Consider the following 24,002-nt stretch of genomic DNA (forward strand, 5'->3'; position numbering starts at 1 on the left):
CGCACCATGCAAGTCGAGCATATTAACGGCAACCTGCCTGCAGGTGTTTCGGGGCCGGATTTCCTGCGCAGGTCCGCCTTGCTGCTGGGGGCTGCGCTGGTGGCCAGCGCCATGGTCTGCTGGGTGGCTGCCAATTGGGCATATGCCGACAAATTCCAGAAGCTGGCCGGGGCGCAGGTGCTGCTGGCGCTGATTGTCCTGGCTGCTGGATGGACGGCCGGCAAGACGGCTTCCGGCAACCGCAACCTGACGGCATTCGCGCAGTTGCTGGCCCTTGCCTGCGTGTGCGTCGGAGCCATGCTGGCATTGCAGGGGCAAATATATCAGACTGGGGCGGATGCCTGGCAACTGTTTGCCCTCTGGGCCGTGCTGTTATTGCCCTGGCTGTTCGGGCTTCATACGGTGTTCCTGGCTGTGCTGTCCGGCGGATTGCTGAATATCGCCGCGATTCTGGCATTCGATGATGGCATGCTGGTCGCCTTGTGGTCGAGCGGCTTCGGCTCTGCGGAGCGGGCGCTGCTTCTGGCGCTGGTCAACGGCGTGATGCTGTTGCTGGCCGAACGGTATGTGCACAGGCTGGAGGACCGTTGGCGCATTGCGCCGCGCCTGGCGGCCCTGGCCATGCTGGGCTGGCTGTTCTGGACACTGTTGCTGCTGCATTTCGATAGCGGCAACGATGGCCTGGCGTGGGCCGTGGTGCTGGGAGGGCTGCTGGTTTGCGCGCTCATGGCGGCGGTCTACCGGGACGAGCGGCGCTTCGATCTGGCCATGCTGAGTCAGGCCGGGCTGTTCGTCCTTGGCGTGGTAGTTATGCAGTTCATCGTCCATGCACAGTCAGAGTGGGTGCTGGTTCCGCTCATCCTGACTGTGGCTGTGCTGTCGGGACTGATCCTGCATTGGCTGCGCCGCCTGTATCGCGAGCACCGCAATGCGGGCGGGGCGGCGGGCGGCGAGCCGCAGCGCGGCCCCGCGCCAGGCGCGGCAGACGAGGAATCGGAGGATCCCTGGTATATCAGCCATTTCCGTCTTGGCGTAATGTGGCTGCTGACGTTGCTGCTGCTGGCGCTGATGTTCCTGGTGCTCCAGCTGGATATCGAGGATGTCTGGGTGTGGGGCCTGTTGCTGGCGGGCGGATGCCTGGGCATGCGTTTCCTGGCGTCGGCCATGCTGCGCGAGGCGGCGGCGGCGCTGGCCAGCGTGGGGCTTGTCCTGGTGTGCTGGCAATGGCTGGAGCTGGACGCTCGGTGGACGGGCGTCGGAACAGGGGCGCTGCTGGCGCTCGCCGCTGTTGGAGGGATCGCCTATGGGATCGGGCGTCATGCGCTGTTCCGATTCTTCTGCGCGGGCATGGTTACCTTCCTTCTCCTGAATCTGACGTGGGGAACGTTCGGAGACTGGTTCTTCGATTCTGCGTGGATGAGAGAGGATGTCACGGCGACTCCTTATTACCTGTCGGCGGTATATTGGCGGCTCTGGCTGCTGGCATTGGGCGCGGTACTGTGCCTGTCCCTGTCGCTGCGTGGCGGGAAATGGACGGCGTTGAGGCCCATGGCATGGGCGCTGGCGATCCTGGCCCAGACGATGGCATGGCTGGCTCCATCGCACTGGATGGCGATGGAGCCATGGGCTTCGCCCGCAGCCTTCAATGCCCAACTGCTGCGGATAATGTTTGCTCTGCTGCCGGCCATGCTGCTGGGTATCTTCTGGAAGCGCCAGCCGGATATCCTGCCGGTGCGCACAGGCATCGGAGCCATTGTCGTGCTGGTCGTGGCGGGCTTCGGCTGGCTGGGAGCGCCGGGCATCGTGCTGGCGCTGGTGTGGCTGTTGCTGGGAGCCTTTGCCCAAGGAGTGTCCTGGCGGCATGCGGGCCGCGAGGCGGGGCGCCCCTGGATCGTCCTGGGCGCGGCAGGCTTGCTCGTTTACCTGTGCCGCTTCTATTTCGACCTGGACATCAGTCTGCTGGACAAATCCGGCGTGCTGGCCGCCATGGGGCTGTGGTTCCTGGCGGGCGGATGGCTGCTGCGCGAATCCTCCGAGGACGGCAGGACATTGCCGCCCAGGCGCACGCTGGGCTGGCTGGCCGCCGGCCTGATCGCCGTGCTGGCAGTCGTGAATACGGACATCTACCGCAAGGAAGCGCTGCTGGCTGATGGCAGGACGGTGATTCTCGAACTGGCTCCGGTGGATCCGCGCTCCTTGATGCAGGGTGACTACATGGCCCTGGATTTCCAGGCTACCGCAGATGTCCGGCAAATCCTGAGTCAAGCCGAGGAGTCGACCGAAGCGGGGGGCATTTCCCGTTCCGGCGGCTATATGCTGTTGCGCCCGGATGCGGATGGCGTGCATCGCGTGGCGGCGATTTCCGCCTCGCGCGATGGGCACATGCGTCTGGAGGGCGATGCAAACCGGGATGAATCTACCGATGAGCCCACGGACGATACGGCTGGCGCGCGTGATGCGGCCGAGCCGTTGGGCGATGCCCCGACGGAAGTGGCCATGCGTTTCCGCATGGGAGAGTACGGCAGGCCGGAAGTCGGCGTGAACGCCTTCTTCTTCACCGAGGGCGATGCCGTGCGTTTCGAGCGGGCCAAATATGGCGAATTCCGCGTGTCGGATAGCGGCGGCTTCCTGCTGGTGCGTCTGCTGGACGTCAGGCGGCGGCCGCTGTAGCGGGCTTGCGCGTCCTCACGCGCACCCGCGCCGCCGGCCTGCCTGCACGAACCGCCGGGCCCATTGCGCCGTGGCTTCGGCCCAGAAACCGGGAACATCCGGTGCGGCAATGGCGGGAAAGCCCAGGAAAGTCCAGGCCGCGTTCAGCGTGCGTACGGGATCGCCCAGATCCAGGGCGGGAGCGTGGTTCTGCTTGGACAGCTTGCGTCCCTGCTCGTCCAGCGCCAGCGGCACGTGCAGCGTATCGGGCATCGGCACGCCGAGAAGGCGCTGCAGCACGCGCTGCCTCGGCGTCGAGTCCAGCAGGTCCGCGCCGCGCACGATATCCGTAATGCCCTGGTCCGCGTCGTCCACGACCACGACCAGTTGATAGGCCCACAGGCCGTCGGCCCGCTTCAGCGTGAAATCACCCACGGCATGCGCCACATCCTGCTGCTGGGCGTCCATCCAGCGATCCTGGAAGTGCTCCACGCCTTCCGGCACCCTCAGTCGCCAGGCGCGGGCGGATCGGCCGGAGGGAATGCCATTGCGGCAGGTGCCGGGGTAGGGACGTTCATGCGAGCCCTCGGCCGGCGGCGGGCTGGCCATGGCGATCTCCTGCCGCGTGCAGCCGCAACCGTACACCAGCCCCAGCGCAAGCAGACGATCGAAGACTTCCTGATAGCGGCCCAGCCGCTGCTGCTGCCAGACGGGCGGCTCGTCCCAGTGCATGCGCAGCGCCTGCAACTGCTGCATGATGATGCGGTCGGCGCCGGGCACGGCGCGGGGGGCATCGATATCCTCGATGCGCAGCAACCAGGCGCCCTTGTGCGCCCTCGCATCCAGCCAACTCGCCATGGCTGCGACGAGAGAGCCCGCATGCAGCGGGCCGCTGGGGCTGGGGGCGAAACGGCCGCGGTAAGGCAGGGCAGGCATATGCTGCGAATCCCGTTCGGGCTTGGCGGGCCCTAATGCGACATGCGGATGCGATCGTCCGTCAGCAGCTCTTCGAACACGAGATGATCGATTTCGGCCTGCTGGCTCCAGAGCACCATCAGGGCGATGACCTTGATGGTCTGCAGCGATACCGGGCTATCGTCGGTGGCCAGCGCCTGCTCGATCATGATTTCGCGCAGCGCGGGCGGCAATGTGCCCGAGGATTCCAGGAACTGGATGAAGCCGATGGCCTGCGAACCCAGCATCTGATACTCATGGTCGGCGAACACGCGATGGCTGTCGCTGGTGCTGAGGGCGGAAAGAGGACTGCATTGCTCGGTGGTCTGGGCCAGACGGTGAAGCCAGCCCAGCGCGTCGTTGATGTCGTCATCCTCGAAACCTACCGCGGCCAGCTTGTGCGCCAATACGTCGGCATCGGGACAAGCTTGCGGGGTGTAGTAGTTCTCGAAAAGATAAACCAGTATGTCTAGCATGCTGTAGCAGCGCCCTTCAGTGAAATCGCAAGAAACGAATGGATAAAGCCGTGACTTGCAGGGTTGACTGTACGCTGATTCTTGTGGCTGGGCAACTTGACCCGAGAGGCCGGGAATGGAGTGTATAGTTCGGGAAATCCCCAGCAAAGCCAGTCATGAATCACCCGATGAAACGAGCAATTGCAGGCCAGGCAGTCCTTGTGGCCGGTATTCTATTGATCGCAGCCGCGTTGCGCGCGCCCTTCACCGGGTTGCCGCCGCTGCTCGGGCCGATAGCAGAAGACTTCGGCCTGAACACCCTGGCGACCGGAGCGCTGACCACTCTGCCGTTGCTGGCGTTCGCCCTGATATCGCCGTTCGGCGCGCTGTTTGCCCGCGCCTTTGGTCTGGAACGGACATTGTTCTATGCATTGGCCGCCATTGCGCTGGGAATCGCGCTGCGCTCGGCGGATGGGGTCTGGACCCTGTATCTCGGCACAGCGATCATCGGCATGGGAATCGCATGCGGCAATGTCTTGCTGCCCAGCCTGGTCAAGCGCGACTTTCCGCAGAGAATCGCATCGTTGACCGGCGCCTATGCCCTGACGATGGGCGTGGCCGCCGCAGTGGGTTCGGCAGTCGTCATTCCGCTGGCGCAGGCCTGGGGATGGCGCGTATCGCTGGGCACATTCCTGCTGTTGCCGCTGGCGGCGCTGGCCGTATGGATGACCCAGCTCGGCAACCGCGCTTCGCAGGCAAGTACCGACACGGCGACGCCGCAACAGGATGGCGGCAAGGTCTGGCATTCGGTGCTGGCATGGCAGGTCACGCTCTTCTTCGGACTCAACTCAACGATCTACTACATCGTCATCGGCTGGCTGCCGGCCATTCTGGTCGATGCTGGCATGACTCCCGCGCGAGCCGGATCCCTGCACGGCATACTGCAGCTGGCGAGCGCGGTGCCCGGGCTTGTGATCGGCCCCATCCTCGGCCGCATGCGTGACCAGCGCCTGGCCGCCGCCGTGGTGAGCCTGTTTTCCGCCACGGCCCTGCTGGGCCTGCTGCTAGCGCCGCAACTGGCCCTGGCATGGTCCATTCTGTTCGGGCTCGGCTCCGGAGCGAACATCATCCTCGGCCTGAGTTTCATCGCCCTGCGCACGTCAAATGCGCACCAGGCCGCCACGCTGTCCGGCATGTCGCAATGCCTGGGCTACTTGCTGGCGGCAACGGGACCTATAGCGATAGGCGCATTGCACGATTTCACGGGCGGCTGGCAGGCCCCGCTGGCGCTATGCACCGCCCTGGCGCTGGCCGCCATGGGCATGGGCATCCTGTCCGGACGGAATCGCCGCATTGGAGCCTGAGCAGCACTTCACGTTGACCTTGGGCAGCACAGGAAATAGAACCCTGTCAATGCGGTTTTCCAAGCTTGCATCGGCGCAGTGAAGAAGGGGGTGTGTCTGCCTGGCGTGGCCGTTGAGGCGCGCCCGCCCGGAAGCGAAGGGAGGCGCGCATGCGCCGGACGAGCGAGGGCAGGGGACGTTCGGCTCCGGAGGGAGCCGAACCGCAGCCGATAGGCCGCGCCAGGCAGACACACCCCCTTCTTCGCGTCAAAAGAACCCGGCAGCCTCCCAAAGACGAAAAGCCCATCGATCAACAGATCGATGGGCTTTAAAAGCCTGGAAACGCAGGCTTGGAAACTCAGCGCTTAGTTCAGGCCATTTCCAGCGCCACGGCCACGGCTTCGCCGCCGCCGATGCAAAGCGAAGCCACGCCGCGCTTGCCGCCGGTCTTGCGCAGCGCGCCCACCAGCGTGACCAGCAGACGCGCGCCCGAAGCCCCGATCGGGTGGCCGAGCGCCGTTGCGCCGCCATGGATGTTCACCTTCTCGTGCGGCAGATTCAGGTCCTTCATCGCGGCCATCGTCACCACGGCAAAGGCTTCGTTGATCTCGTACAGATCCACGTCGCCGGCGGACCAGCCCGCCTTGTCCAGCAGCTTCTGGATGGCGCCTACGGGAGCCGTGGTGAACCACTGAGGCTCATGCGAATGCTGCGCATGGCCCACAATGCGCGCCAGCGGCGTGGCGCCCAGCTTCTTCGCCGTGGATTCACGCATCAGCACCAGGGCAGCCGCGCCATCGGAAATCGAGGACGCGTTGGCTGCGGTGACCGTGCCGTCCTTCTTGAAGGCCGGCTTCAGGCTGGGGATTTTCTCGGGCATGGCCTTGGCCGGAGACTCGTCGGTACTGATCACTGTATCGCCCTTGCGGCCGGCGATCGTGACCGGTGCGATCTCCCATGCGAAGCTGCCGTCCTCGGTGGCGGCGCGCGCCCTGCGCAGCGACTCCAGCGAGAATGCATCCTGGTCTTCGCGCGAGAAAGAATACTTGTCGGCGCAGTCTTCCGCGAACACGCCCATAGGGGTGCCGCGCTTGTAGGCGTCTTCAAGGCCGTCCAGCGCCATGTGGTCATACACAGTGGAGTGTCCGTAGCGATAGCCCTGGCGGCCGCGCAGCAGCAGGTACGGCGCATTGCTCATGCTTTCCTGGCCGCCGGCCACCACGACGTCGGCGCTGCCCGCCAGCAGCAGATCGTGGGCGAACATGGCGGCCTTCATGCCCGATCCGCAGACCTTGTGGATCGTGGTGCACGCGGTGCCCAGCGGCAGACCGGCTCCCAGCGCGGCCTGGCGCGCGGGCGCCTGGCCCTGGCCGGCCTGCAGAACGTTGCCCATGATGACTTCGTTCACTGTCGATGAGTCGATGCCGGCGCGCTCGACGGCGGCCTTGATGGCGATGGAGCCCAGCTCATGGGCGGCGAGGCCGGACAGGCTGCCCATCATACCGCCCATGGGCGTGCGTGCGACGGAAACAATGACGATCGGATCAGACATGGGAGGCTCCTTCCAGATGAATGGGTTCTGCTGCCATTATGCCGCCGGATTGCCGGCTTGTGCCATGGGGCAGCGTATTATCAGGATAAACGAGAATAGGTTTTTCCTGTGGACGCCAGATAGCGGAAACGGCAAACCAACGCCAGCCTGCGCAGGGCGGGGGCAGTTTTCTGCATGAAAATGGTGTCAGGCGCTCTATTGAGGTAAGGTATCACGCCGTGCGGCTGCGCACGGAGAAGGAGAAATAATTGATGAATCCCAATGAGAAGAAGCTCGGCTATCCCTTTGGGGATACGCTGCCCTCCACCGGTACGGCGCTGGACGTGGCCGACGGCATCCGCTGGGTGCGCCTGCCGCTGCCGTTTGCGCTGGACCACGTCAACGTCTGGCTGATGCGCGACCGCATTGACGGACGGGACGGCTGGACCGTGATCGACTGCGGCATCGACAAGCCGGAGGTCCGGGGCATCTGGGAGCAAGTGTTCGCCAATGCGCTCGACGGCTTGCCGGTCCTGCGCGTGCTGGTGACGCACATGCATCCCGACCACGTCGGCCTGGCGCAATGGATGTGCGAGCGTTGGAATGCGCCGCTGTGGATGAGCATGACGGATTACGTGGTGGCCAGGCTGTGGTCGTCGCAATCCGAGCAGGGCTCCGAAGGCGGCGCCGGGGGCGAGGAAGCCGCCGCGCACTACATCAGGCACGGACTTTCGAATAAAGACGCCCTGGAGAAGATACGGCGCCGGGCCGATTACTACTCCTCCATGGTGCCAGGCATGCCGTCCGTCTTCCATCGCCTCGTGCATGGCGATACCGTCGAAATCGGAGGCCGCGACTGGCAAGTCATCATCGGCTACGGCCATGCGCCCGAGCATATCTCGCTCTACAGCGAAGCCCTGCAACTGCTGATTGCCGGAGACATGGTGCTGCCGCGCATTTCCACCAACGTCAGCGTGTTTTCCTCCGAGCCCATGGCCAACCCGCTGCGCCTGTACCTGGATTCGCTGCGCAGCTACGACCCCTTGCCCGAGGATACGCTGGTCCTGCCGTCGCACGGCCGCCCGTTCCGCGGCCTGCATGAGCGCATCGCGCAACAGTACGCGCACCATGCCGACAGGCTGGAGGCCGTCCTGCAGGCCTGCGCCGAACCCCGGACGGCCGCCGACATCCTGCCCATCCTGTTCCACCGCGAACTGGACTACCACCAGCTCACGTTCGCCATGGGCGAGGCGATCGCCCACCTGCATTCGCTGTACTTCGAGGGAAAGCTGCGCCGCACCGAAGGCGAAGACGGCACTATACGGTTCGTGGCCGCCTGAGCGCGGAGTCAGCGCTGCGCCGTCAGCAGGCGCAGCGCCAGGCCCAAAAAGACCGTGCCCGCGGCCCTGTTCAACAGCCACTGCGCGCGTTCTGAGCGCTGCAGGCGTTCGCCGATCGATCCCGCAAAGAAAGCGATCAAGCTGAAAACCAGGAACGACGCCAGGATGAACAGCAGCCCCAGGCTGAGGATCTGTGGCCAGATCGGACCGCGGGATGGCGAGGCGAACTGGGGAAGGAATGCCAGGAAGAACAGCGACAGCTTAGGATTGCTCAGGCTCATGATGACGCCGCGGCGGTACAGCTGCCCAGTACTGAGCCGGGGCGGTTCCTGGCCGGCGCTGCGTTGCGGTGTGGCGCGAAACGCTCCCCAGGCGAGATATAGAAGATAGGCCGCTCCGATCAGCTTCAGCACGAAAAACGCCGTCTGCGATGCCGCCAATAGGGCCGCCAGGCCGGCGGCGACCAGCAGCGTATGGCCCAGCACTCCGGTGCAAAGACCCAGGATGACGATCATGCCGGAACGCCAGCCCCATAGCGCGGACTGCATCAGTACGAATAGGTTGTCGGGGCCGGGAGCCAGGGCCAGCAGCGTGGCGATGCCGTAGAACGACAGGATGATTTCCGTGGTCAGCATGAAAGTCGGTGGCTTGCAGTATCATCGGAAGTATATTGTTTTTCATTCAGCAGCGATTTTCATGAGCCATCCTTCTTCCCTTTCCGACGCCCAGCTCGATACCCGCCTGCAGCATCTCGGCCTGGCGGATCTCGACCCCGGGACAGGCGCGGGCCCCGTCGCCCAGCCGTCCGTGCGCACCAGCACCGTCCGTTTCCGCGATCTGGCCGCGCTGGACAAGGCTCAGGCGTTGAAGTCGCAAGGCGAGCGCGGCGTCACCTATGGGCGCGTCGGCCTGGATACCCATGCGGCCCTGGAGAAGGTGTTCTGCGAGTTGGAGGGCGCACAGCGCAGCTTCCTGGCGCCGTCCGGACTGTCCGCCATCACGCTGGCACTGATGGCGCTGCTGAGCGCCGGAGATCACGCACTGGTCGCCGATTGCGCCTACGGCCCCGTGCGCTACCTGGACAAGATCGTGCTTTCCCGCATGGGTGTGGAGCTGAGCTACTGCCGCGCCCAGCCGGAGGCGCTGCGCGCCCAGCTGAAGCCGAACACCCGCATGCTTTATGTCGAATCGCCCGGTTCGCTGCTGTTCGAAATGCTGGACCTTCCCGCGCTTTCCCGGTTCGCCAGGGAGCACAATCTGGTGCTGGTAGTGGACAATACCTGGGGCGCCGGCTACATCTACCGTCCGCTGGCGCTGGGGGCTGACGTGTCCGTCGTGGCCGGCACCAAGTATGTGGGCGGGCATTCCGATCTGATGCTGGGTGCCGTCATGGCGAGCGATCCCGCCATCGCCAGGCGCATCAACGATACGCACTATGCCATGGGCTACGCCGTCAGCGCGGATGACGCCTGGCTGGCGCTGCGCGGCGTGCGCACGCTGCCCATCCGCCTGAAACAGCATGCGGCCAACGCGCTGGAAGTCTGCCGCTTCCTGGCGAGCCGCCCCGAGGTGGCGCGCATCCATCATCCGGCCTGGCCGCAGGACCCGGGGCATGCGCTCTGGCAGCGGGACTGCACGGGATCGAACGGCATGCTGTCGGTCGAACTGAAATTCGATCAGGAGCAGGCGCGCCGCTTCGTGGATGCCCTGCAGCTGTTCGGCATCGGTTTTTCCTGGGGCGGCTATGAAAGCCTGGTGCAATGGGTGGAGCCGTCTTCCATCGCCTGCCATGGTTATTGCGAAGCGGGCGACAATGCGGTCGTGCGCCTGCACATTGGTCTGGAATCGACGCAGGACGTGATTGCGGATATTGCGCGCGCGCTGGATGCGGCAGCCTGAGTCGCGGCGTGCGCGGCGCAGAGAAGCGGTTTGCCGGACCATGTATTTGCAAGGAGTGAATCGATGCGGAAAATGCCGGAGGTATCCTGTAAAGGAGACACATCATGCGTATTTCGACATGCCATTCGACCGTCGTGCTTGCGTTCCTGCTTGCGGCCTGCGCCGGGCCGGGCAGCGGCGAGCCGCCCCTGACGCTGGAGCAGCGCCTGCAGTCCAGCGGGCTGAGGCAAGGGGAAAGCGTATCCGTCATACGGGGCTTTCGCCTGTCCAGCTGGACTTATCTGGATGAAACCCATATCCAGGTCTCCAGCGCGATCGGCGACGACTACCTCATTACTTTCCATATGCCGTGCTGGGGGTTGCAGACGGCCGATGCCATCGCCCACACCAGCACCGTAGGCGCGCTCAGCCGCCACGACCGCATACTTGCCCGCAGCGCGGGCATGCCCGTGAATTGTTCCATACGCGACATCCACGCGCTGGAGCCGATTTCCAAGACTGACCCGCAAGGAGAACACTCATGAACCAACTGCCCACACCTCCCACACCCACGACCGGGCTGGCGGAAAACCTGCGCGCGCTGGGCGCCCGCTGGGGCTGGTTCGTCGGCCTAGGGATTCTGCTGTCGCTGCTGGGACTGGCCGGCGCGCTGTATGTGCTGGTCATGACGCTGGTCAGCGTGCTGTTCATCGGCATCGTCATGCTGGCCGGCGGGATTTCCCAGCTGATCCACGCCTGGCGCGTCCGCGAGTGGCGCAGCTTTCTCATGTGGATGCTCAGCGGCGTGTTCTATACGCTGGCCGGCCTGCTGGCGCTGTACGATCCGTTGACGGGCGCCGCCATACTGACGCTGTTGCTGGGCGCCCTGCTGATCGCCGTCGGCGCGCTGCGCCTGTGGATATGGTTCAACAACCGCACGCAGCGGGGCTGGCAATGGCTTGCGCTGTCCGGGATCGTTACGCTGCTGGCCGGTATCCTGATCGCTGTCGGCTGGCCGGAAAACAGCCTGTGGATTCTCGGCCTGCTGCTGTCCTTCGACCTGCTGTTCCAGGGAATCACGCTGACGCTGCTGGGCCTCGCGCTGCGTCGCGGCAAGGAGGGCTGAGGCCCAGGCCGGATGCGGGTTCAGGCTTCAGGAAACCCGCGCAAGGCGCGATGTGAGTCACTCCCGGCTGAAGCCGGGAGCTTCCCCGCCACGATACGGGGGCGCCTGCGGCGCCATATGAACACTGCCTCGCTTGACCTCGGACTGAAGTCCGAGGCTTGCGCTTGGCGCGTGGTCAAAAAGGCCTGGGCTCCATCCGGAACCCAGGCCTTTCTGTTTTTGACGCGGTCGGCTTGCCGGCGCTCAGTTCTTCAGCACGCGGTCCAGCAGCGCCTGCGCCTGCGTGATCGTGGCTTCGTACGAACTGTTCATGGATGGCGAAGTGACGTAGCGCCCGCCGATGGCAAGCGTGGGCGTGCCTTCCACCTTGTAGGCCTTGGCCAGCTCGTTGGCGCGGGAGACTTTGGTGTTGACGCCGAAGGATTTGAAAACGCCTTCGAAGGTCTGGTTGTCGATGCCTTGCTCCGCCGCCCAGGCGGCCATGGCCTTGGCGTCGAACAGGCGCTTGCGTTCGTCGTGGATGGCGCGGAAGAAGGCGTTGTGCAGATCCAGACGGTCGAGGGATTCAAGCGTGTAGTACATGCGCTGCAGGTCCGCCATGCTGGCGTTGAACGCCACGGGAACCGGGCGCACGACCACGTTGTCGGGCAGCGTCTTGGCCCAGTTCGCCACCAGGGGCTCCATGGTCTTGCAGTGCGGGCAGGTATAGGCGAAGAATTCCAGGACTTCGACCTTGCCGGCGGTGTCGGACGGCTGCGGGGGAGTCAGCTCGATGTAGTTCTGCGTCTGGGCGGAGGCGGAAGCGGCGAGCAGGCCGGCGGCCGAGAGCGCCAGAATGGAAAAAGCGCGGGACAGCAATTGATTCAGCTGCATGGTGACAGGATTCCTACGTTGACGTAATGCATGCAATAGACAGGGCGGAACCGTTTTGGTTCAAACGGATCAGGGGCGCACGACCGCGGACTCGATCTTTTCCTCGCCCAGCTGCGCGCGGGAGCGGTTCATCTCATCGATGCCTTTGAATGGGCCTACACGCACGCGATAGATGGTGCCGCCGTTGACCTGGGCCTTCTGCACCTGGGTGGCCATGCCCAGCATCAGGATGCGCGCCTTCATGGCCTCCGCATCGTTTTCGGAGCGGAACGCACCAGCCTGCAGGTAATACGTGGTCTGGGCCGAGGCGGGCGGTGCGGCGGGAGGCGGAGGCGGTGCGGGAGGCTTGGTCGTCTGCTGTTCCTTGCTCAGGCTGGCGATCAGGCGATCCATATCGTCCGCCATGGATGCCACGCCGGAATCCGGTACCGGAGGCGGCGTGATGCGGGTGTCGACCGGGCTGTCCGGCGGCTGATTGCCGGAGCGGTACAGCGCATTGTTGGGGTCGGGCGCGTCGCGCACATCGGGCAGCAGCGTCTTGGCAGGGTCGCGGCTGGCTTTGTCGGCGAACGGCATGGGGGCCTTGGTGACGAACAGGGCGACGGCCACGGCTGCCGCAAGCCCGATGATCAGGCCGGCCAGCAGCCCGAACAGGGTGCTGCCGCCGGACTTCGAACGGGTGGATTTGCGTGCGTTTCGGGCCATGGTGCTTTACATCCTTTCGGGGGCGCTGACTCCCAGCAGCGCCAGGCCGCCGGCCAGCACTTGCGCGGTAGCCTGCGCCAGGCGCAGCCGCGCCAGTTTCAGATCGGCGTCGTCGACCAGGACGCGTTCCGCGTTGTACCAGGCATGGAAGTCGGCGGCGCAGTCGCGCAGCCAGAATGCCAGGTGGTGCGGCGCCAGTTCGCGGGCGGCCTGCGACAGGGTGTCGGGGTATTCGGCCAGGCGCTGCATCAGGGCGAATTCCGTCGGAGCCGACAGGCGGGTGACGTCCGCGCCGGCCAACTGGCCGGCAAGCTCCGCGGACTGGGCCAATATGGAGCAGATGCGCGCATGGGCATACTGCACATAGTAAACCGGATTTTCCTCGCTCTTGGACAGCGCCAGGTCGATGTCGAACACGAATTCGGCGTCGGCCTTGCGCTGGATGAGGAAATAGCGCACCGCATCGCGCCCGACCCAGTCGATCAGGTCGCGCAGCGTGACGTAGCTGCCGGCGCGCTTGGAGATCTTGACCTCCGCGCCATTGCGCACCACCTTGACCATCTTGTGCAGGACGTAGGAGGGGAAGTCCTTGGGGATGCCGATATCCAGGCCCTGCAGGCCGGCGCGCACACGCGCGACGGTGCCGTGGTGGTCGCTGCCCTGGATGTTGATGGCCTTGTGGAAACCGCGCTCCCATTTGGAGACGTGGTAGGCGACGTCCGGCACGAAATAGGTGTAGCCGCCCTCGGACTTGCGCATGACGCGGTCCTTGTCGTCGCCGGTGCCGAGCTCGGTCGTGCGCAGCCATAGCGCGCCGTCCTGCTCGTAGGTATGTCCGGCGGCGATCAGGGCCTGCACGGTCTTTTCCACGCGGCCGCTGGTATAGAGCGAGCTTTCCAGGTAGAAGTTGTCGAACTTCAGGCCGAACGCCTGCAGGTCCAGGTCCTGCTCCCTGCGCAGGTAGGCCACGGCGAAGCGGCGGATGTCGTCCAGGCTGTCGATGTTGCCTGAGGCCGTCACGGATTCGCCGTCGGCGGCCTGCACGGATTTCCTGGCGATGAAGTCGTTGGCGATTTCAAGGATGTAGTCGCCCTTGTAGCCGTCGGCGGGGAAGTCTGCGGAATCCGGCGGGATGCCGCGCGCGCGCGCCTGCACGCTGATGGCCAGGTTGTCGATCTGGTTGCCCGCGTCGTTGTAGTAGAACTCGCGCGTGACGTCGTAGCCCTGGCTGGAGAACAGGCGGCACAGGGCATCGCCAAGAGCGGCCTGGCGAGCGTGGCCCACGTGCAGCGGGCCAGTCGGGTTGGCCGATACGAACTCGACCATGACCTTGTCGCCGGTGCGGGGCTTGATGCCGTATTGGGCGCCGGCATCCTGGATTTCCTTCAGGACGGCCTGGCGCGCCGCAGGCGTCAGGCGCAGGTTGATGAATCCCGGGCCGGCAATTTCGGCCGAGGCCACCAGGGCGGCTGCTTCGGGCTGCGCCAGCAGTGCGTCGACGATCTGTTGCGCCAGTTCGCGCGGGTTGCGGCGAGCCGGTTTGGCGAGCTGCATGGCGACGTTGCTGGCGATATCGCCATGGGCCGCGACCTTGGGCCGTTCCAGGGCGATGACGGGGTTTGCGTCGGGGACCAGGCTGGCGACGGCGCTGCGCAGGAAGGAGATCAGTTGTTGCTGTTGCCCAGGAAGCATAGGAATCGAAATAGACGGGATGGCGCGGCGCATGGCCGGGAGGCAGGCCTGGCGCGTGCGCGCGCCAGGGTGCGAAAGAATTGAATCATATCAGACAGGGTTTTTGGCTTGTAGTTCGTAAAGATATGCATAATATGTATCTTTAATTGACCAAACGCCCAAGCGCAAGCCGGCAAAGGAAAAAGGAAGTGATATGGATATCGAACGCTTCAAGCAACAGCATGTGGAAATCCTGGATGGCATTGCCGGCCTGAGGCGCTATGCCCATGCGGGCGTCCAGGAGCATGCCCATGAGATTGCCAGGCTTGTCAGCGCCTTGAGCTCGACGGTCAAGCTGCACCTGGCGGTCGAGGACCGCATCCTGTACCCCTCTTTGCAGAAAGGCGGCGATCCGCATCTGGCGGCGATGGGCCACGCGTACCAGGAAGACATGAAAGGGATCGCCAGCGAATACATTGCCTTTTCGCGCCGCTGGAGCAACGTGGCTGCCCTGCAGGCGCATGCCGAAGCGTTTCGCAAGGAAGCCAATGCCGTGCTGAAGACACTGTATTTGCGCATGTGCCGAGAAAACACCGAGTTCTATCCTGCGATCGAGGCGGCCTAGGAGGACAGGCGCAGCCAGGCCTCGTACAGCGCCATGTCCACCAGGCCGACCACAGACGACGCGTTGTTGCGCCAGTTGGCGGCGCGCTCGATGAATGCTTCCACGGCTGTACGTGGCAGCCGGCCGAACAGGGGGGCCAGGTCCTGCCTGGCATAGGCCGTCCTGCCGTCTTCCTGGTCGACGCGCCTGTCCGTATCCGCCTGGCGTTGCAGCGTGGAGCGGTTATCGTTCAGCAGCGGTTCCGTGACCTGGCGCAGCGCGGTTGCCAGTTCCGCGAATGGCACGGACATTGCACGCGCCTGCGACCATAGCCAGCGCAATGCCAGGTCGGACAGGTCGCCCTGCCGGGCTTCCGGTTCGTCCAGCGTGTTGCCGCCGCCGAGGTCGGCATGGGCCCCGATGAAGGGTTGCTGCACGATACCGAGGTTCTCGCTGTTTTCCAGGCTGGTCAGCGGGAACAGGCTGCGGTGCTCGTTCAGCGCCACGGCGTGGGCGACCCACCGCCAGGCGTCGGCGACCGCAAGGGAGTAGCGGTCGTTGTGCGCGCCGCCCGGCCCGAACTGCGTGACGGTATCCAGCAGCCCCATGAAGCGCAGATCGACGCAGGCGCGGATGGCGCCGCGTAGAGGATCTTCGTAGCTGAACAGCCTCTGGTCCGTGTGGCTGGAGATCAGGTTGCCGAAGTGCAGGGCCAGCGCGGCCCCACGAGAGAAGCCGATGATGTCGATCGGCGTGGGAGCGGGTGACGAAGGACTGGCGTGCAAGGCATTGAGGAGATGCTGCCATTGGGTTTCGATGATTTGCGGCGCGCTGTGGCCGATGGCCGCATCCAGGTCCGGATAGTAGGGATTGCCGGGACCGCTGTGATAGTAGGCCGCGCCGCCCTGGTAGGCTTGGCTCAGCAGCCAGATATTGCTGCCGGTACGGTGATTGTGGCGCGTTCCGTCGAAGGCGAACAGCAGCAGCCCCATGGGATCGACGAAGCGCTGTGGCTGCTGGGCGGCATAGCCCAGCGCCTGGCTGCCGGGCACGGGGCCGATGGGGTCGGGCTCCAGGTATTGGCCCAGGCCAGGATGGTAGGTGCGCAGGAGGTTGTCGTGCCAGCCGGTGTCCGCATCAGCGTAGTGGCCGGGCTGGCGCAGCGGGAAATCCAGGTCGCCGCTCTGCGCCTGCAGCTGTCCCAGCGGCGAATAGGCGGCATGCCAGCGGACTTGCTGCCGGGCATCGGTGACCAGGTGCGGGGTGCCGGTCAGGTCGGCATGGATGGAGTACAGCGCATCCTGGCTTTCGCCGGCGGAGGTTGAAAGGCTATCGGCGGCGTAATCGATGAGGCCGACCGGGACGTGTCCCGCATAAAGATACCTGCGCCTGACGCGGGGAGCGCCGTCCGTCCCGTGCGATGCCGCCTCGGCGGTCAGGCGGTTGCCGGTGTAGAGAAAGTGCGTATCACGGGCGGCGGAGAGAAGGCGGATCCGATGGCCGAAGGCATTATGCGTATGGTTGGCAACGCGTACGCCATCACGGCTGATATGCTCCAGTCTGCGGGATGGCCCATAGGAAAGCTCGTAGCCGTCCAGGCTCAAGGGCAGGCCGGACGGATCGCGCGGGATGGCAGGCAGCGTGCGCTCGGGCGGAGCATTTTCCCGTAGCTTCAGGGAGGATGCCAGGGCGCCGCTGTCGTCCCAGGCATACCAGTGCATTGTGGCCGCGCGCGGATTTTTCGCCATGATCAGGCGTCGTTGCGCGTCGTGCAGGTAATGCCAGCGGTTGCTTGGCCTCCGTGGCTGGCGGGGCGATGCCGCGTATTGCGCTATCCGCTGATGCTGCCGGAGTACGCTGCCGTCCGGATTCAGGGTTTGCGTCAGCCGCCATAGCGGCTTCGATGTCGGCGGCGTGTCCCGAAAGACTTGCAGTGTCCGGCGGTGTCCGCCGCTCAGGCTGACCTGGAGCCGGAGGCCGTTGCCATATCGATAACCGGGCCGCCCCGCATCCGAGGCGATGACGGTTTGCCGTTCTCCGCGGCGGTTTTCCCAGATCAGGCCCAGCAGGCGCCCGCCGTTTCCCCAGCGGTAATGCAGTATGCCGCCTTCCGGCAGTTCGTGCCGGAGCAGGCGGTGCTGCGCATCGTAATGGAAGCGTTCTTCCATGCGCCAGATTGCGTCGTCGGGCAAGGGCCGTTCGGTTCGGCGCAGGATCATCCGGCCGTGGCCGTCGTATTGCCGGAATTCGTTTTCGGCAGGGTGTGCGATGAAGATCGGTTGCCGGTGGTTGTTCCAGCCCAGCATTGTTTGCTGCGACCGTCCTTTGCCGGTTTGAATGAGAGATACCGGCAGGCCTGCCGCGTCGTAGCGCAGTGTGGCGGTATCGCCATTGGCGAATCGGCGGACCAGGCTTCGGGTATCCGAGAGGTGGCGCAGCGTTTCCCGGCCGGTCAGCGCGGACTGCCAGCCGGCGGAATCCCCGGAGGATGGGTGATAGTGCAGCATCAGTCCGGGCCAGCCGGCGCTTGCGGGCGAGATGGCGACGATGCCGCCATCGGCATTGCGTAGCAGCTGTGCTTCATTGACGGCCTGCAACCGTCCTTGTGCATCGTAGGCGGCGGACGTGCCGGGAGGCGGACAGCCGCCGCAGCCGTCGCCGTGCACGGAAGATATCAGGTATTGCCCCCGGCGCTGGAGGAAGCGCAGCTGCGTGATGCCTTGGGCGGAACGGACTTCGGTCAGGCCCGGCGCTGTCTCCGTTGCCGCCCGGAGATAGCGTATGCGGCTGTAGCCGTCTGCTGCGCTGCGTTCTCCCGTGGCGACGCCTGTGGCGCGGCCATATTTGTCGTAGTCCCAGGCGTTCAGCCGCCGCGCGGATCCATTGGGCGATTCCTGCACGATGCCGGTGACGAGACTGCGGTTTCCGGACTGATGCCTGGCTTCGTACAGATAACGGCGACGGGAGCCATCGGGCAGATGGACGAGCGACAGGCGCGACAGCGCCGCCAGTCCCTGCGCGGGATCGGCAGGCAAGTGCTCGAATACGTACCGGAAGCGTCCGCGCGGTGTATCCACGGCGTGCAGAAGGGCGGCCTGTCCGTGCATTGTGTAATGGAACCGCAGCAAAAGCCCGGCCTGCCGCACTTCCGCCAATAGCCCCTCAAGCGGACCGCTGTCATGGCGCGCCAACTGAATGCTTGCGCCGGACTCCAGCACGATGCCGATCAGGCGACCGCCCTTGTCGAAGCGCAGCCGTCGACCGGATGGCCAGCGCCATTGCCAGCCATCGACGGTTTCCGTCATGCCATCCTTTGCCGGCTCAACCGGAGAGGGGTGGGGAAGCCGGCGATGGCTTCCGTCCGCCTGGTGGATATGGATGCCGTCCTGCCTGCGCTGCAGCCTGGTGTCGTATCCCATGCGCCAGCCTGTGCCGAGGCCGGAGCCGGATGAAGGATCCAGCGCGTTGTAGTAGCGCACCAGCTCAAGGCCTGGAGCCAGCATCGGCTCGGGCAGATCGGTTTCCTTCTGGTGTTTGTTGCCGGTGGCAATATGCACGGGATTGCCGATGCCCATGGGCAGCACGGGGCCGTCGCCGGCCTGCGATGCCGCACCGCCTTGCGCGCATGGAGGCAGCGGCTGATTGGGCGTGCACATCTGGGCAAAGGCGTTCGCCGATAGCAGGGCCGCAGCGAAAAACGCCAGCGGCGGACGGGTGAGAATGGGATGGTGGCGCATGATGGAACGATGAGTCCGGCTGTCGTTCCATCATGCATGGCGAATACGGTTTCCAGCAGCTTGTCGGGCTGAAAATATCCGCTACGGAAACTACGCAGCGGACACCCACTGGGTAGGAGCGAAGCTGCAGACGGCGCGCGCAATATGGGCGACCTCTCGGTAGAACGCCGTGTGCTCGTCATGCTTGCGGAACAGGGCGGAGTACATCAGGCGCGGCTGTTGCTTGCGTGTCAGCAGGCGCACCAGCCGGCCGCTGGCAACCATGGGAGCAAAATACTCCTCAGGCAGGCAACTGATGCCTTGTCCCGCCGAAACCAGGCTGGCCGTGGCAATGAGGCTGTTGATGGTAAAGACGGCAGTATCCGCCTTATGGGGATGCAGCCAGTCGTCATACACCTGGCTCAATGCGGACTCATGGTTCTGGCGGATGATCGGCATCTCGGCGAGATCGCGCAGGCAATGGCTGCGCGTATTGTTCATCTCCGGGCCGCCTACCCACATCAGCCGCAACTCTCTCAGATCGACGCAATGCAGCAGCGGGTGCGCAGGCGGACGCTGCTGGATGCTGAGTTGAATCGTATTGTTCAGCAGCATTTGCTGCAGCTCCGCACGCATGCCGATGACGATTTTCAGTTGAATGCCCGGATAGCAGGCCTTCAACTGTTCGATCATCAGGGACAGCCAGGTGATGGCGGTGATTTCAGTGACGCCGATGGCCAGTCTCTGCGCAGGCGCCCTGGGGGCGCGGAACCTTTGCAGCAGCGCATCGTGCTGCTGCAACAGAGGTTCGACCATGCGCAGCACGGCATGCCCGTCATCCGTCAGCACATTGTGTCTGCCCGTGCGCGTGAACAGCCGTACGTCCAATGTCTGCTCCAACTGGCGTATGCGTTTGATCACTGCGGATTGTGTTGTGCAGAGCTTTTCGGAACAGGCATTCAGCGTACCGAGCGTGGCTGTCCAGTAGAAGGCTTCCATTTGCCTGTGGCTTGGCATGAGACTTTCCTGTTTGGAAAACATTAAGTGGCTGTTTATTCAATATACAGGAATGTTTCGAAAGCCCACAATGCGAGGCTCTCCGGTTGCTTGAGTCTTGCTGCCGGAGCATTGAAAGCATAGAGAATGGTGGGATCGCATGGCGGAATTTCATGAGTGGTTTGCGGGGCTTTCCGCGTCGTTGGTGTCCGATAGCCTCGACCGGTTGCGCGGGACGCATGGGTTGAGGCCGATGCATGGAGCGCAGCCCCTGCTCGGTCGCGCCTTGACTGTGCAGGTCGCGCCGGGAGACAACCTGTACATCCATGCCGCGCTGCGCCAGGCTAAACCCGGCGACGTGATGGTGGTCGATGGCGCCGGCAATACGGAGCGCGCGCTGGTCGGAGAGATATTGTTGAGCGCAGCGCGTGCTCGGGGCGTGCTCGGATTTGTCGTGGATGGCGCAGTCCGCGATGTGGATGCGTTCATCCGTGAAGGGTTTCCCTGCTATGGGAGGAATGTCACGCCACGCGGTCCATACAAAAATGGGCCTGGAAGCATCAACGGCACGGTGAGTATCGATGGCAACCTGGTGTCGCCCGGCGACATCGTCCTGGGTGATGCCGATGGCCTGGTCTTCATCCCGGCGGACCAGGCCGGGCAGGTCGCCCGGCAAGCGCGCAGCCTGCATGCAAAAGAGCAGCGCATATTGGCGGATATTGCCGCGGGCGCCTACGACGACACATGGCTGGATGCCATCATCAAGTAAAACTTATCAGCCCAGGCGAAAAAAGATCGGCGCCACGCCGTGATGAATGAAGCATAGGAGACGACATGTCATTCAAAGTCAAAACACGAATTGTTCCGTTCCTGGCAGTTGCCGCGCTTGTCGGCCTGTCGCCTGCGCAGGCGCAAGACGCTGCATATCCGGAGAAGCCGATCAAACTGGTCGTGCCGTGGGCTCCAGGGGGAGCAACGGATGTGATCGCCCGCATTATCGGAAAGCGCCTGGGAGAGGAGTTGGGCCAGACCGTGGTGGTCGAGAACAAGGGAGGTGCGGGCGGCAATATCGGCACGGCATCGTTTGTCAGGGAAAAGCCGGACGGCTATACGCTGTTGATGACGACCAGTTCGACCAACGCAATCAATCCGCACCTCTATGCCCAGACAGGCTATGACGCGGAAAAGGATTTTGCGCATGTCGCGCTGGTCGGCTCCATCCCCAATGTGCTGGAGGTTCCTGCCAAGTCCCGGTTTGAAACGGCATCCCAGTTGCTGGACTATGCGAAGGCGAATCCTGGAAAGCTGAACTACGGATCGGCGGGCGTAGGCTCGTCCCAGCACCTGGCTGCCGCCCAGCTGATACAGAGCGCAGGAATCGACATCACGCATATCCCATACAAAGGCAGCGGTCCGGCGGTAGCCGATCTGTTGGGCGCCAATCTGGATCTGATGCTGGATACGGGGTCTTTGGCCCAGGTCAGGGCGGGTGCATTGCGCGCTTTGGCCGTGGCCTCGAAGACGCGCCTGAGTGTACTGCCCGAAGTGCCGACGTTTGATGAGATCGGACTGAAGGACATGTATGCCGCTGCCTGGTATGGCGTGGCGGCGCATGCCGCGACGCCTGCGCCAGTGGTAGAGCGACTGAACCAGGAGATCCTGAAGATCCTGAAGGAGCCCGCCATCGTAGAACAGCTGGAAAAGATGGGCGTGCAGATCGGGGAGCCGTTCACTCCCGCGCAACTGGATGCGTTCGTGCTGTCGGAAATCAAGCGGTTCAAGTCGTTGGTGGAGATGTCCGGAGCCAAGCTCGAATAGCCTGGTTCTTGCGATAGGCTGCTCATGAAACGGACCCGTCTTGTCAGAGATAAGACGGGTCTTCGGGCATCCGGGTGCGACGATTTGGCGCTTGCAGCCGGTTTCGCGCGCAAAGCAGCTTGGCAGCATTCCGTAGTTGCATTAATGTATGGAAATGTCCATCTCGGGAGATACGCAATGCTGCTAGTTTTTCATTCCGAACCAGCACAGGATGTCATGATGCTGTCTTCGCATGCGTTGCCCGTCTTGCAGGCCACGGGCAGGGATTACTCCGACGGCGTGCCGGAGCGCGGCGCGTTTTCCGCCGAGCAGTTGCCCGCAGCCATTGCCGGCATCGAGCGGGCCATCGCTGAAGGAGAGCCTGTTACGCCTTTCGGCGATGAGCATGACGCCGATCACAAGCCTGCGGCCATGGACCAGGCGGTCAACTTCCACCAGCGCGCCTATCCTCTGCTGGACATGATGCGCCTGGCGCTGGCCCAGGGAAAGAGCGTCATGTGGGAACCCGCCTCGAACTGGTGATCGCGCCCATGCGCAAGCGCCGGCCTGAAGGCCGGCGCTCCTAACGGTACGTATTCGCCGTATCGGCGCGGGTGTTTTTCCGCAATGCGCGGTCAGCGTATGCCGGCCCGCATGAACGATTGCACGAACTGGCGCTGGAACAGCAGGAACGCCACCAGCAATGGCGCCGAGCTGAGCAGGGTGGCGGCTGTGATGATGGACCAGTCGATGCCCTGGTCGGTCGAAGCGAACACCTGCAGGCCCACGGTCAGCGGGCGCGACTCGACCGAGTTGGTGATGATGAGCGGCCACAGGAAATTGTTCCAGTGGTGGCTGACCGATACCAGGCCGTAGGCGATATACACGGGCCTGGCCAGCGGCACATATACTTTCAGCAATATCCGCCAGCGGCTGGCGCCTTCGACCAGGGCGGCTTCTTCCAGCTCGCGCGGAACGGTCTTGAACGTTTGGCGCAGCAGGAAAATACCGAAGGAGGATGCGAAGTACGGCAGGCCGATGGCGAATATAGTGTCGCGCACGCCCAGCCAGGACATCAGCCGATAGTTTTCCACGATCAGCACGTCGGGCATGATCATCAGCTGCAGCAGCACCAGGAAGAACATGAGCTCCCGGCCGGGAAACGCCATGCGCGCGAACGCATATGCCGCCATGGTGGACAGGACGAACTGCGCCGCCAGGATCATGGTGACCAGCAGGAACGTATTCAGGAAATAGCGCGCGAACGGCGCGGCATCCCAGGCTGCGCGGAAGTTATCCAGTGTCAGCGGTGCGAACAGTTCGAAGCGCGTGGCGTAGGCGGACGGGTGGAACGCAGCCCAGACAGCGTAGGCAAGCGGCAGTATCCACAGCAGGCCCAGCAGCCAGGCGCCCAGGGTTTCCAGCTTGTTCGTGTCTTGCGTCATTGGTAGTGCACCTGCTTGTCGAGCCAGCGGAACTTGATCAACGCTGCCAGCGCAAGAATGGTCAGCAGCACGACGGACAGCGTCGCGGCATAGGAGGTATCCCAGAAGCTGAAGCCGACCTGGTAGATGTAGTAAAGCAGCAGTGTGCTGGCGTTGTCGGGGCCGCCCTTGGTCATGACGACCACATGGTCGACCAACCGGAATGCATTGATCAGGGCGTTGACCAGCACGAACAGCGTGGTGGGCATCAGCAACGGGAACAGAATGCGGCGGAAGTAGTTCCAGCGCGACGAGCCTTCCAGCATGGCAGCCTCGCGCAAGGAGGGCGGAACCTGCTGCAGCGCAGCCAGATAGAAGATCATGAAGAAGCCGGCTTCCTTCCAGATGGCGACCACGATCAGCGCGGGCAGGGCGGTGTCGGGGCTGCCCAGCCAGTTCACGTTGCCCAGCCCGAACCATTGGCCTATCTGGGCCAGCAGGCCATATTGCGGCGTGTAGAAGAACAGCCATATGTTGGCGACCGCAACCATGGGCAGTATGGTCGGCGTGAAGTAGGCCAGGCGCAGGAAGCCTCGCCCGGCCATGTTGCGGTTGACCCATAACGCCATCAGCAGCGCGATGGCGATGGATACGGGAATGGTCCAGAACGCATAGACCAAGTTGTTCCACATCGCTTGCCAGAACACCGGGTCATCGCGCAGCACAGCATAGTTATCCAGGCCGACGAACACGGCGGGGCGCGCGCCGCGCGGCGTGGAGAACAGGCTGCTCCACAAGGTGGCCAGCGCCGGGTAATGCGTGAAGGCGACCAGCAATACCATGGCTGGCAACAGCATCAGCCAGCCATGGACTGCTGTGAAGAAACCCGTACGCGTGCTCGAAGAGTATTGCCGCATTGTCAGCCGTTGCACGTGAGGCG

General features: G+C 64.0%; 21 protein-coding genes. 10 read left to right on the forward strand and 11 right to left on the reverse strand.

Features of this window, described 5'->3' with window-relative positions; all coding sequences use genetic code 11:
- The first annotated feature begins 6 nt into the window (after positions 1 to 6).
- A complete protein-coding gene (locus tag EV686_RS00570; RefSeq protein ID WP_165972452.1) occupies positions 7 to 2,670 on the forward strand; it encodes a GDYXXLXY domain-containing protein in 2,664 nt (887 codons plus the stop codon).
- Positions 2,671 to 2,685: 15 nt separating this feature from the next.
- Here the strand turns inward: EV686_RS00570 and gluQRS are convergent, their stop codons facing one another.
- Positions 2,686 to 3,585, reverse strand: a complete 900-nt coding sequence (gene gluQRS / locus EV686_RS00575; protein WP_132472413.1) for a tRNA glutamyl-Q(34) synthetase GluQRS — start codon at positions 3,583 to 3,585, stop codon at positions 2,686 to 2,688.
- 32 nt (positions 3,586 to 3,617) lie between these two features.
- A complete protein-coding gene (locus tag EV686_RS00580; protein WP_132472415.1) occupies positions 3,618 to 4,079 on the reverse strand; it encodes a Smg family protein in 462 nt (153 codons plus the stop codon).
- Between the two features lie 167 nt (positions 4,080 to 4,246).
- Between EV686_RS00580 and EV686_RS00585 the strand changes: the two genes are divergently transcribed.
- Positions 4,247 to 5,422, forward strand: a complete 1,176-nt coding sequence (locus EV686_RS00585; RefSeq protein ID WP_165972453.1) for an MFS transporter — start codon at positions 4,247 to 4,249, stop codon at positions 5,420 to 5,422.
- A gap of 349 nt (positions 5,423 to 5,771) precedes the next feature.
- On the opposite strand, the gene EV686_RS00590 is transcribed toward EV686_RS00585, so the two are convergent.
- Positions 5,772 to 6,953: an acetyl-CoA C-acyltransferase gene (locus EV686_RS00590; protein ID WP_132472419.1), complete on the reverse strand. Its 1,182-nt coding sequence runs from the start codon at positions 6,951 to 6,953 to the stop codon at positions 5,772 to 5,774.
- A gap of 251 nt (positions 6,954 to 7,204) precedes the next feature.
- On the opposite strand from EV686_RS00590, the gene EV686_RS00595 reads away from it, so the two are divergent.
- Positions 7,205 to 8,272: an MBL fold metallo-hydrolase gene (locus tag EV686_RS00595; protein ID WP_132473594.1), complete on the forward strand. Its 1,068-nt coding sequence runs from the start codon at positions 7,205 to 7,207 to the stop codon at positions 8,270 to 8,272.
- An 8-nt stretch (positions 8,273 to 8,280) separates the two neighbouring features.
- Here the strand turns inward: EV686_RS00595 and EV686_RS00600 are convergent, their stop codons facing one another.
- Entirely contained in the window at positions 8,281 to 8,907 is a 627-nt protein-coding gene (locus tag EV686_RS00600) for a LysE family translocator (RefSeq protein ID WP_132472421.1), read from the reverse strand.
- Between the two features lie 61 nt (positions 8,908 to 8,968).
- Between EV686_RS00600 and metC the strand changes: the two genes are divergently transcribed.
- The 3 genes from metC (at position 8,969) to EV686_RS00615 (ending at position 11,276) form a co-directional block, all read left to right on the forward strand.
- Positions 8,969 to 10,171: a cystathionine beta-lyase gene (gene metC / locus EV686_RS00605; protein ID WP_132472423.1), complete on the forward strand. Its 1,203-nt coding sequence runs from the start codon at positions 8,969 to 8,971 to the stop codon at positions 10,169 to 10,171.
- Between the two features lie 104 nt (positions 10,172 to 10,275).
- The gene (locus tag EV686_RS00610) at positions 10,276 to 10,695 is read left to right on the forward strand and encodes a DUF6491 family protein (RefSeq protein WP_132472425.1); all 420 of its coding nucleotides are present in this window, start codon (positions 10,276 to 10,278) and stop codon (positions 10,693 to 10,695) included.
- The gene (locus EV686_RS00615; protein WP_132472427.1) at positions 10,692 to 11,276 is read left to right on the forward strand and encodes an HdeD family acid-resistance protein; all 585 of its coding nucleotides are present in this window, start codon (positions 10,692 to 10,694) and stop codon (positions 11,274 to 11,276) included. The genes EV686_RS00610 and EV686_RS00615 overlap by 4 nt, the downstream gene beginning before the upstream one ends.
- Before the next feature lie 243 nt (positions 11,277 to 11,519).
- Here EV686_RS00615 and EV686_RS00620 read toward each other — a convergent pair whose 3' ends face one another.
- The 3 genes from EV686_RS00620 to argS all read right to left on the reverse strand — a co-directional run bounded on the left by EV686_RS00620 (position 11,520) and on the right by argS (position 14,546).
- Positions 11,520 to 12,149: a thiol:disulfide interchange protein DsbA/DsbL gene (locus EV686_RS00620; protein WP_132472429.1), complete on the reverse strand. Its 630-nt coding sequence runs from the start codon at positions 12,147 to 12,149 to the stop codon at positions 11,520 to 11,522.
- A gap of 69 nt (positions 12,150 to 12,218) precedes the next feature.
- Complete coding sequence (locus EV686_RS00625; protein WP_132472431.1) at positions 12,219 to 12,854, reverse strand: SPOR domain-containing protein; 636 nt, start codon at positions 12,852 to 12,854, stop codon at positions 12,219 to 12,221.
- Positions 12,855 to 12,860: 6 nt separating this feature from the next.
- On the reverse strand, positions 12,861 to 14,546 hold the full coding sequence (gene argS / locus EV686_RS00630; RefSeq protein ID WP_132472433.1) for an arginine--tRNA ligase: 1,686 nt from the start codon (positions 14,544 to 14,546) through the stop codon (positions 12,861 to 12,863).
- A 193-nt stretch (positions 14,547 to 14,739) separates the two neighbouring features.
- Here argS and EV686_RS00635 point away from each other — a divergent pair, with 193 nt between their 5' ends.
- A complete protein-coding gene (locus EV686_RS00635; protein WP_132472435.1) occupies positions 14,740 to 15,150 on the forward strand; it encodes a hemerythrin domain-containing protein in 411 nt (136 codons plus the stop codon).
- Here EV686_RS00635 and EV686_RS00640 read toward each other — a convergent pair.
- Positions 15,147 to 18,866, reverse strand: a complete 3,720-nt coding sequence (locus tag EV686_RS00640; RefSeq protein ID WP_132472437.1) for a DUF6531 domain-containing protein — start codon at positions 18,864 to 18,866, stop codon at positions 15,147 to 15,149. The two genes, EV686_RS00635 and EV686_RS00640, sit on opposite strands and share 4 nt — an antisense overlap.
- 90 nt (positions 18,867 to 18,956) lie before the next feature.
- Positions 18,957 to 19,862: a LysR family transcriptional regulator gene (locus tag EV686_RS00645; RefSeq protein WP_165972454.1), complete on the reverse strand. Its 906-nt coding sequence runs from the start codon at positions 19,860 to 19,862 to the stop codon at positions 18,957 to 18,959.
- Between the two features lie 139 nt (positions 19,863 to 20,001).
- Here EV686_RS00645 and EV686_RS00650 point away from each other — a divergent pair, with 139 nt between their 5' ends.
- The 3 genes from EV686_RS00650 (at position 20,002) to EV686_RS00660 (ending at position 22,181) form a co-directional block, all read left to right on the forward strand.
- Positions 20,002 to 20,610 carry an RraA family protein gene (locus EV686_RS00650; RefSeq protein ID WP_132472441.1) on the forward strand — a complete coding sequence of 203 codons (609 nt, stop codon included), beginning with the start codon at positions 20,002 to 20,004 and terminating at the stop codon, positions 20,608 to 20,610.
- A gap of 65 nt (positions 20,611 to 20,675) precedes the next feature.
- The gene (locus EV686_RS00655) at positions 20,676 to 21,659 is read left to right on the forward strand and encodes a Bug family tripartite tricarboxylate transporter substrate binding protein (RefSeq protein WP_132472443.1); all 984 of its coding nucleotides are present in this window, start codon (positions 20,676 to 20,678) and stop codon (positions 21,657 to 21,659) included.
- 177 nt (positions 21,660 to 21,836) lie between these two features.
- Positions 21,837 to 22,181, forward strand: coding sequence for a DUF1840 domain-containing protein (locus EV686_RS00660; RefSeq protein ID WP_132472445.1), 345 nt, complete (start codon positions 21,837 to 21,839; stop codon positions 22,179 to 22,181).
- A gap of 92 nt (positions 22,182 to 22,273) precedes the next feature.
- On the opposite strand, the gene EV686_RS00665 is transcribed toward EV686_RS00660, so the two are convergent.
- Together EV686_RS00665 and EV686_RS00670 are read right to left on the reverse strand one after the other, a co-directional pair.
- Complete coding sequence (locus EV686_RS00665; protein WP_132472447.1) at positions 22,274 to 23,083, reverse strand: carbohydrate ABC transporter permease; 810 nt, start codon at positions 23,081 to 23,083, stop codon at positions 22,274 to 22,276.
- Positions 23,080 to 23,979 (reverse strand): carbohydrate ABC transporter permease, encoded by a 900-nt coding sequence (locus tag EV686_RS00670; RefSeq protein WP_132472449.1) that lies wholly within the window; start codon positions 23,977 to 23,979, stop codon positions 23,080 to 23,082. Before EV686_RS00670 ends, EV686_RS00665 begins: the two co-directional genes overlap by 4 nt.
- Positions 23,980 to 24,002: the final 23 nt, after the last annotated feature.

This window comes from Paracandidimonas soli, from assembly GCF_004342005.1.
Taxonomy (GTDB): domain Bacteria; phylum Pseudomonadota; class Gammaproteobacteria; order Burkholderiales; family Burkholderiaceae_B; genus Paracandidimonas; species Paracandidimonas soli.